Annotated in this window: 4 protein-coding genes; 2 read left to right on the forward strand and 2 right to left on the reverse strand. The window is 67.4% G+C overall.

The features are described 5' to 3' along the window. Positions 1–3 precede the first annotated feature (3 nt). Entirely contained in the window at positions 4–768 is a 765-nt protein-coding gene (gene nei2, locus SROT_RS12145) for an endonuclease VIII Nei2 (protein ID WP_041407285.1), read from the forward strand. A gap of 450 nt (positions 769–1,218) precedes the next feature. Here the strand turns inward: nei2 and SROT_RS12150 are convergent, their stop codons facing one another. Together SROT_RS12150 and SROT_RS12155 are read right to left on the reverse strand one after the other, a co-directional pair. Next, positions 1,219–2,997 carry an ABC transporter ATP-binding protein gene (locus SROT_RS12150; RefSeq protein WP_013139323.1) on the reverse strand — a complete coding sequence of 593 codons (1,779 nt, stop codon included), beginning with the start codon at positions 2,995–2,997 and terminating at the stop codon, positions 1,219–1,221. Next, a complete protein-coding gene (locus SROT_RS12155; protein ID WP_013139324.1) occupies positions 2,997–5,597 on the reverse strand; it encodes an ABC transporter ATP-binding protein/permease in 2,601 nt (866 codons plus the stop codon). The genes SROT_RS12150 and SROT_RS12155 overlap by 1 nt, the downstream gene beginning before the upstream one ends. A 446-nt stretch (positions 5,598–6,043) precedes the next feature. Between SROT_RS12155 and SROT_RS12160 the strand changes: the two genes are divergently transcribed. Next, positions 6,044–9,283, forward strand: coding sequence for a non-ribosomal peptide synthetase (locus SROT_RS12160; protein ID WP_013139325.1), 3,240 nt, complete (start codon positions 6,044–6,046; stop codon positions 9,281–9,283). The last annotated feature ends 6 nt before the right edge of the window (positions 9,284–9,289 follow it).

Here is a 9,289-nt window from a genome sequence, read left to right on the forward strand (position 1 = left end):
CAGATGCCCGAAGGAGACACCGTGTTCCGCGCCGCGGCGGCGCTGCGTGGCGCGTTGAGCGGAAAAACACTCGTCCGCTGCGACATCCGGGTGCCGAAATACGCCACCGTCGACCTCGCCGGGCACGTCGTCGACGAAGTCCTCTCCCGAGGCAAGCACCTGTTCATCCGAATCGGACCGGCGAGCGTGCACTCGCACCTCAAAATGGAGGGGGAATGGCGGGTCGTGGCGCAAAAACCGCGCACCCCGGTGCGCGACTACCGGGTTCGCGCTGTTTTGGCCGCCGCCGACGTGACCGCGCTCGGCCTCGACCTCGGCGTGCTCGAAGTCCTCGACCGCGCCCGCGACATGGCGGCCGTGTCCCACCTCGGCCCCGACCTCCTCGGCCCCGACTGGGACCCCGAGACCGCCGCAGAGCGGTTGACCGCGCAACCCGACCGGCCGCTCGCCGAAACGCTTTTGGACCAGCGCGTGATGGCCGGCGTCGGCAACGTGTACTGCAATGAGCTGTGTTTCCTCGTCGGACGGCTCCCCACTTCGCCGGTCGGGGCCGCGGGCGATCCGGCGCGCCTGGTCGCCCGCGCCCACGCCCTGCTCCGCGCCAACCGTGACCGAGCCCGCAGAACCACCACGGGCGACTCGCGGCCTGGCCGCGAACTCTGGGTGTACGGGCGACGGGGGTTGCCCTGCCGCCGATGCGGCACGCCGATCCGATACGACCCGGACGGGCCGCGCGTGCGGTACTGGTGCCCGTTCTGCCAGCGATGAGCGAGAGCGATCGGCCCGAGGACCCGGACCAAAACCAGGACGCATGGGCGCCGGAGACCGGCATGGCGCCCTTCGCCTTCGAGCGAAGCCAGAAGGATCGCCGCGGACCGTCTTTCACGAGGGGCATTGTTGTCGGCGAAGGCGTTCCTTCGGCGTCTCACCTGGCCGCAATCTGTTTCTTGCGCCTGCACAAGTGTCTCCAACAGGCGTTTTCCCTTGACCGGCTCAGGAAGGACTGGCCCAGGACGACAGCACGGACAGTGAGCGCCGCAGGCGCATTGCCGCAAGAGCACTCCGCGGCGGAAAGAGAAATCCGTGCCGCGCTCGCGCACGACCCCTATTCCCGAGAGAGGATGCGCTGCGGGTTCCTTTTCGCCGAACGACGACGAGCTGCCGACCAGCTGGCTGGTTCCTGCCCGCGGACGCCAAGGGCGGAGACTCCGCCCATGGCTACGGCGCGTCGTGGCTCGGCGCGCTTGCGCGCGCCGTGTCAGCAGCGATGCGCCAGCGGGAGGAGGATTCCTGCTGGCGCCAGAATTCGGCGAAGTGCCCGCGACGGGCGGTCAGCTCGGCGATGGAGCCTTGCTCCACGATGGACCCTTCGTCGACGAACAGCACATGGTCGGCGTTGCGGAGAGCGCCGAGCCGGTGCGCGATCATCACGCGGGTGCGCGGGCGCGGGTCGTTCCCGATCGCTTCGCTGACCGCGGCTTCGTTTTCAGAGTCCAGCGCGCTGGTGGCTTCGTCGATGAGCAGGATCGGCGCGGGCTTCACCAAGGCCCGGGCGATGCTGACTCGTTGGCGCTCGCCGCCGGACAGGGCGGCTCCTGCCTCGCCGACCCGTGTTTTTTCGGCCTCGGGAAGGCGCTGGACGATTTCATCGACGCGCGCGAGAGCCATGGCGCGGCGGACTTCTTGCTCGCTGGCAGCCGGGTGCCCCGCGAGCACGTTGTCCCAGATGGGCCCGTCGAACAGGTACGGATGCTGGAACACCATGCTGGTGAACGCCCGACGGGCCCCGGCGTCCAGGTCCGCCGCGTCGGTTCCGTCGATCAGAATGTGGCCGCCGACAGGTTTCTGGAGGCCGGCGATGAGCGCCAATATGGTGCTCTTGCCGGAGCCGGAGGGACCGACGATCGCAGTCGTCGTGCCTGGCCGCAGGACGAAGTTGACATCCTTGAGCACCGGTTCCTCGCCGCCGTCGTAGCGGAAACTGACATCCCGGAATTCGATGCGCGGAGCGGGTGTTCCGGCCGACGCGACGGCGTCGCCCGGCGTGTCGCCGACCTCGGCGGTGAGGATCGTTCGCAGGCGCTCCAAGACGCCGCGCGAGTTCTCCACGGCGGTGGCCAGTCCTGCGAGCACGGAGAACGGTTCGAGGAATCGCACCATCACGACCATGAGGGCAACCGCCTCCGGCGCCGCGATCTGGCCGCGGACCGCCAAAAAGATCGTGGTGCCGGCGAAGAGTATCAGCGCGATTTGAATCACGACGCTGAACAGCAGCTGGCCTGGGATTTGGATGAACAAGAGCCGCGTGGTCGCATTGCGCAGCACCGCCACCGCCGCGCCGGCTTGACTGCGCGCGGGGACGACGCGGCGGCTTGCGCGCAGCGCGGCCTGGGTGCGGGCGAATTCCAGGATTCGTTCGGTCAGCGCGCCGTGCGCTTTGCTGTCTGCTTCCTCGGCGGCCCGCACGATGCGGATGCTCGCGAGCAGCGCGCCGAGCAACAGCGGCAGTGTGACGGCAGCCGCGACGCCCAGTTCGACCGAGATGAAGAACAGTCCGACAGTGATCGCGGCGGGAAGCAACATGGCGCCCAGCAGCGGTGTGAGCAGGTTCGCGACGAACCCCACGAGTTCCGGCCCGCCGGAGGAGATCGCCTGACGCGCCATCCCGGCGCGTTCGGCGGTGAACCAGCTCAGCGGGATGCGGGTGAGCCGGTCGGCCACCCGGTTCTGTGAGTCGTTCAGCACTGCGAACCCGATGTTGTAACCAATGCGCGACAGGACGGTGTCCACGGCCCAACCGGCGACTGTGACTGCTGTCAGCGCCCCGAGCCACCGCAGCGCGTCGGACGGTCTCGGGCCGAAGAGCCCGCCGAGCAGGGGCACCAGCAGAAGGCAGCCCGCCGCGCGGAGCGCGACCGAGACCACCGAGAGCACGATGTAGGACCGCAGCAGGGCTCGGCGGCTGGGCGGAATCAGGCGGATGAGTGTGGACAGCATCAGATGTTCTCCCCGGTCAGCACCGTCGATGTGGCTTCAATGCGGCCCTCCCAGAGCCGCCAGTACCGACCGCGGGCTGCCAGGAGCTGGTCGTGGGCTCCGGTTTCCACGATGCGGCCGTGGTCGAGGACGACGATCTGGTCGGCGTCGGCGATGGTGTGCAGACGATGCGCGATGACCAGAACGGTCCGATTGCGGATGAGCTTTCCCAACGCTTGTTGGACCAGGTACTCCGATTCAGGGTCGGCGAATGCCGTTGCCTCGTCCAGGATCAGGACGGGGGTGTCGGCAAGCAGCGCGCGAGCGATGGTGAGCCGCTGTTTCTCGCCCCCGGACAGTTGGGCGTTGTGATCCAGCACCGTGTCGTAGCCGTGCGGGAGCCGCAGGATGCGCTCGTGGATGTGCGCGCTGCGGGCCGCCGCGACGACCTCGGCTTCGGTCGCCTCGGGCCGGGCCAACGCGATGTTTTCGCGCACTGTTCCGACGATCAGCTGCACATCCTGGAAGACGAACCCGACCTTGGTGTACAGCTCGTCCGCGGCGAGGGCGCGGATATCGGAGCCGTCGATCCGAATCGCCCCGCCGTCCACGTCGTGGAATCGGGCCAGCAGCGAAGCCAGTGTCGACTTCCCGGAGCCGGAGGGACCCACAAGGGCGGTGATGGTCCCTGGCAGCAACGTGAGGGAGACGCCATGGATCACGGGGAGGTTCGGCCGGTAGCCGAAGGTCACGTTGTCGAATGACACGGCAGTCCCTCCGACGCCGCTTTCGGGGGCTCGCGCAGCCGCGTCGGGTTCGCGCGCGGCCAGTTCGGGTTCGTCGAGGGCGATGGCGATGCGCCGGGCGGCCGTCACACCGCTGCGGATGCTGCCCAGGCCGTATGCGATCCCCAACAGACGAGAGCCGAAAGTGGTGCCGAGGATGAGGAACGGCAGCAAGGCGGTCGGGCGCATATCCCCGAAGACGATGAGCAATGTGCCCGAGGCGGCGATGAGCCACAGGAAGGTCGTCGGCCGAGTGACCAGGTCCATGAATGTTTTTTGCCCGATGAACGGCCGCTGCCATTCGTTGAGGAACACGAGGTATTCGCCGAGTTTGCGCTGGAACGAGGAGGCGGACGCGCCGCCGAACACCCGGATCACCGGCTGTCCTTCGAGGTAGGCGGTGGACTCGCTGTTCATCCGGTTGCTCCAACGGGAGAATTCGGCGGTCTTCGGGCCGCTTTTGTACACCATCGACGCGACTGTCGCGATGTAGACCAGGATGGGCGCGAGGAGCACGAGCGCCATCCGCCAGTCGACGAGGAACAGATAGACGAGCACGGCCACGGGCCCGACCACGGCCGCGACAGCGTCGGGGATCGCGTGGGTGATGAGGTAGTGCAGGGACAGGGTGTCGTCCTGGATGAGCTTCTTCACCGACCCGGACCCACGCTGGGTGAACCACCCCAAGGGGACATGGGAGAGCTTCTCCAAAAGACGGCGCCGCATCTCCGCGCTGAACCGGATGTCTATCGCCGCGTGCAGCCAAAAGACGAGCGCCGCTGCGAGCAGCGCTCCGAGGACAAGGAGCACCAAGAACACGAGCGCGGTGCGAGACAAACGGTCCTCGCCCGCGCCCGCGAGGAGTTGGCGCGCCAACTCCACGAGCACCACGAACGGCGCCAGTTCGACCAGGGTGATGACTGCCTGCAAGACACCGCCCGCGATCATGCGTTTCTTGATGGGCGCCAAGAGCTCCCCGACTCCTTGGGATCGCCACCGGCCTTTTGGCGCGACGCGGGCAGGGGCGCCGGCCGAGTCCTGGGGCGGCGCGGCCGACGCGGGCCGAGCGGTGTTCGAGGCAGGCTGCGCGCTGGCGCTCCGATTCCTTCCCCCTCGGGGGGACTTCCATGAGGCGTGCGCTTGGAACTCGGTCTTGGGGAAGCCGAATTGTTCGCGCAGGCGCTTGCGCAGGTGTGTGAGCGATCCGGCTTCCGCGCAAGCCCATGCGCGCCAGTCGGACCAGTCGCGGTCCTCGATGGCGGCGGCGAGCGATGTTTCGTCGGCCCGGTCCGTCCAATGCACTCTTCGGCATGGATGATCGCGCAGTTCGATGTGCTCGTCATCGGGGCTCTGACGCTCCAGATACACCTCGACGGGGACCTCGGGGGGCAGGGCGGCCAGGATGGAGTTCATCGCCGGGATGGCCGCGGCGTCGCCGATCAGGAGGAACCCGGCAGGCAGGTCTTCCGGGATTTCGAAGCGCGCCGAGCCGAACGGCGTGACGGCGATGGACGCGCCCGGCTGCGCGGCGCTTGCCCACCGGGCCGCGGGACCAGGGGATTTGTGCAAGAGGACGTCAATGGCGAACTCGCCAGACTCGGCGTCGGCGCGCACGAGCGTGTACGCGCGAGGGAACTCGCCAGAGCCCCCCTCCGGGTCGGGGAACCAGAAACGCGGCGACTCGGCCGGGGCGCGCAGCAGATCCTCGAACAGCGTCGGCGAGGACATGGTGACGCGCGCGCAGTGCGGCGCGACTCGTTCGTTCGCGACCACTGTGGCCACATGGACGCGCGCCCCAAGCGCGCGCAACAACGCGCCCTGAAAACCTTGACCCATAGTGCGCCTTCTTCCTTCCTCGCAGAGTCCATCGGTGCGATGGCGCGCTCGCGTCGCCTCCCAGCCACGGCCAGGCCCGCGCCGCGCGCGTTCCATATTCTTGCCGATCCCCGGCCGACGCTCAGAGCAAGCCAGGCCCTCGGCTGCGCGGAGCGCGCGCAGCCGGGCAAGGCCACCCCTGAGTTAGGGTAACCTACATCAGGTTAGGCTACGCTATGTTATGGTACTCGAAGTTATCTGCCCGGCGCGTCCGACCCGCACGCAGCTTCGGCGCAAACAGTGTCATAACTCGGCTATACCAGGCAAGAAAGAGATCGCCCTTGACATCGTCTCCGATAGGCAGCTCGACCACATCGGACCGCAAGCAACTCCTGCGGGCAATGCTCGCAGAACGTGGGCTCTCGAACTCGTCTTCGAGCGTTTCGAGTGTTCAGGCGCGTGCGCCCATGGCGCAGACCCCGCTGTCGTCAACACAACAGCGCATGTGGTTCGCCCAAGCCCTTTTTCCCGAGGACACCTCCTACAACATGCTGGTCGGCCTGCGGATCGACGGCCCCCTCGATCTTGACGCGCTGCGCGCGAGCGTGGCCGGCTTGTACGACCGGCACACGATTCTGCGGACTCGGTACCACAGCGGCCCCGGCGGCGAAGTGGTGCAGCTGATCGAGCAAAGCCACGAGGTCGCGGTCCCTGTCGTCGATCTCGGCGACACGTCGTCGGCGAGCCTTGAAGAAGCGGCCGAAGCGCTCGCGCGGGAAACCTCCGGCCGGCCGTTCGACCTTGCTGCAGACCCCCCGCTGCGAGCCGTGCTCGTGCGCGCCTCGGCGCACGAGCACGCGCTGATCCTGGTCCTGCACCACATCGCGGCAGACGAGGTCACGTGGGACCTGCTGTTCGCGGACCTCTCTGCGCAGTACGCCCACAAGACTGGGCGGGCCGACTCCCTTCCGGCTCCCCCGGCCCTCGAATACGCAGACTACGCCGTGTGGGAGCAAGAGCGGCTCCAGCGCGGCGATCTCGACGCCCAGCTCGAATACTGGACTGACCAGTTCACCCCCCTGCCCCCGAGCGTCGGCTTCCCGAGCACGGCCCGGTCCCTCGCGCGGCACAGCACAGCAGGCGAACGGCGCCAACACGCCCTGCCGGAGAGCGCCCGCGCCGGCATTCAGGATCTCGCGCGAGCCCATCAGACCACGCCATTCACGGTCGTGCTCGCCGGATTGGCCGCGCTGTTGCACCGATACACCGATGCGACGGATTTGGTCATCGGCATTCCGGTGCTGGTCCGCAGCGCGCCCGAGATCGAAGACGTCTGGGGCAATTTCACCAACACGCTTGCGCTGCGGCTGAACGTGGACGGGCAATCGACGTTCCTCGACCTGCTGCAGAGCACCCGGTCCGCCTTTTTCGAAGCCTACGACAACCGCGACATCCCCTTCGAGACGGTCATCGAACGGGTGGCTCCGCAACGGACAACGGGCCGTTCGCCATTGTTCGAGGTGATGTTCGCGGCGACTCGGCCAGTGGCAACCGAGTTGCGTTTGGCCGGGACGACGACGACCAACCTCGGGTTGCGCGACGAGACGTCGATGTTCGACCTCGCCGTCGACCTGGTCGACGGCGAGGTGCTGGCAGCCACTTTCCAAACATCGAAGCACACGCCGGAGTTCATCGACCAGGTGTTGGAGAACCTTGCCTCGTTGTTGGCACACGGTGTGGCGGACCCGGCGCGACGCGTGAGCGATCTGCCCTTGCTCACCGAGCAGCAAGAGCAGCACATCCTCCACGGCTGGAATGCCACCGCCGACAGCCGCTACCCCGGCGACGTCCCCGTGCACCGCCTCTTCGAGCAGCAAGCGCGCAAGACCCCGCACGCGGTCGCGGTCGTCGCCGAAACCGAACAGCTCAGTTACCAAGAACTGGACGAGCGCGCGACGGCGCTGGCCTCCTCGTTGCGCTCGCTCTCAGTCGGGGCCGAAAGCCTCGTCGGGATCAATATGGACCGGTCCATGGACCGTATGACGGCGCTGCTGGCGACCTTGAAAGCAGGGGCGGCGTTCGTCCCGCTCGAACCGGGATGGCCAGCGAGCCGGATAGCGGATGTGTGCGAGAGCGCCCGCCTGGCAGCGGTGCTCACCCACGGCGAGCCTGCGACACGGCTGCCGGAGTTGCGCATACCAGTGCTGAACCTCGACGAGGAACCCCCCGGCGATCAGACCCTGCTCGATCCGGCCCCCGAAACGCGGATGGACGAGCTCGCCTACGTCGTCTTCACATCCGGCTCCACAGGCGCCCCGAAAGGCGTGATGGTGACGCATGCCGGGATCTGCAACCGGCTGCTGTGGCAGACCTACGACTTCGGAGTCGGACCAAAAGACGCCGCTCTGCACAAATCGCCGCTCGGCTTCGACATGGGGATCAACGAAATCCTCTTGCCGCTCATCTGCGGCGGCAAAGTGGTGCTCACCCGCGCGGGGGCCGAGGCTGACCCAGCGTATCTGCTCGATCAGATCAAGCAGAACGAAGTCACCTTCATCGACCTGGTGCCGTCGTTGCTCGATCTGATCCTGGACCAGCCCGAATTCGCCGCGGCGACTCGTTCGCTGGGGTCGGTGTGGACCGGCGGCGAGGCGTTGACCCCAGAATTGCTCGACCGGTTCCACGCCCGCTGCGCGATCCCCATGTTCCACGGGTACGGGCCCACCGAGGCGACCGTCGCGTGCACGTACGAAATCTATCAGCCAGGCGAGCGCCGGACCGGGGTGACCATCGGCAAGCCGAACGGCAACTGCCAGATCTTCATCCTCGACCACCGGCTGCGGCCAGTCCCGCCGGGGGTGTCCGGGGAACTGTTCATCGGGGGCGCGCAACTCGCGCGCGGATATGTCCACAACCCTGCGCGCACAGCCGAACGGTTTATCGCCGATCCGGTTTCCGGCACGCCCGGAGCCCGGATCTACCGAACCGGAGACCGGGCCCGATTCCTGCCGGACGGCACGATCGAGTTCCTCGGCCGGGTGGACAACGAATTGAAGATCCGGGGCCGCAGAATCGCGCCGGAGGAGGTCGAGGAAGCGCTCATGGCGCATCCGGCCGTGCGTCGCGCGGTGGTGCTGGGGCACGGCGACCGATTGGTCGCGTACTGCGCCTGCGAGCAGCCCGCGCCCATCTGGCAGCAACTGCGGGAGTGGTTGCGCGAGCGGCTGCCCGAACATATGGTGCCGTCGTCGGGGACCATTCTCGACGCGCTGCCGGAATTGTCGTCGGGAAAGGTCGACCGCGTCGCGGTGCGGCACATTCCCGTCGAATCGAACGCCCCAGCAGTCCCCTACCTCGAACCTCGCTATGCCATGGAACGAGCCCTGGCGGAGGTGTGGACAGGAGTGCTCGGCGTTCCCCGTGTCGGCGTGAACGACAACTTCTTCGACTTGGGCGGGCATTCGTTGTTGCTGGCCCGCGTTCAGGCTTTGCTCGCTCGGGAGCTCGGACTTTCCGTGTCGCTGCTCGACTTGTACGCGCATCCGACCATCGCGGAACTCGCCGCGCATGTGAACGGCGACCACGATCAGGCCGTCAGGCCTGGGGCAAGCGGCAACGGCGGGCTCGGCGCTGCCCGCAATCGTGCTGAGCGCGGGCGAGAAGCCCGCGCCCAGCGTTTATCACAGCAAAAAAGAAAAGGGCGGTAGATCAAG

The organism is Segniliparus rotundus DSM 44985, assembly GCF_000092825.1.
In the GTDB taxonomy this organism is placed as follows: domain Bacteria; phylum Actinomycetota; class Actinomycetes; order Mycobacteriales; family Mycobacteriaceae; genus Segniliparus; species Segniliparus rotundus.

Coding starts and splice junctions, on each gene's coding strand:
- SROT_RS12160 (WP_013139325.1), top strand. CDS start 6,044: ATGGCGCAGACCCCGCTGTCGTCAACACAACAGCGCATGTGGTTCGCC.
- nei2 (WP_041407285.1), top strand. CDS start 4: ATGCCCGAAGGAGACACCGTGTTCCGCGCCGCGGCGGCGCTGCGTGGC.
- SROT_RS12155 (WP_013139324.1), bottom strand. CDS start 5,597: ATGGGTCAAGGTTTTCAGGGCGCGTTGTTGCGCGCGCTTGGGGCGCGC.
- SROT_RS12150 (WP_013139323.1), bottom strand. CDS start 2,997: ATGCTGTCCACACTCATCCGCCTGATTCCGCCCAGCCGCCGAGCCCTG.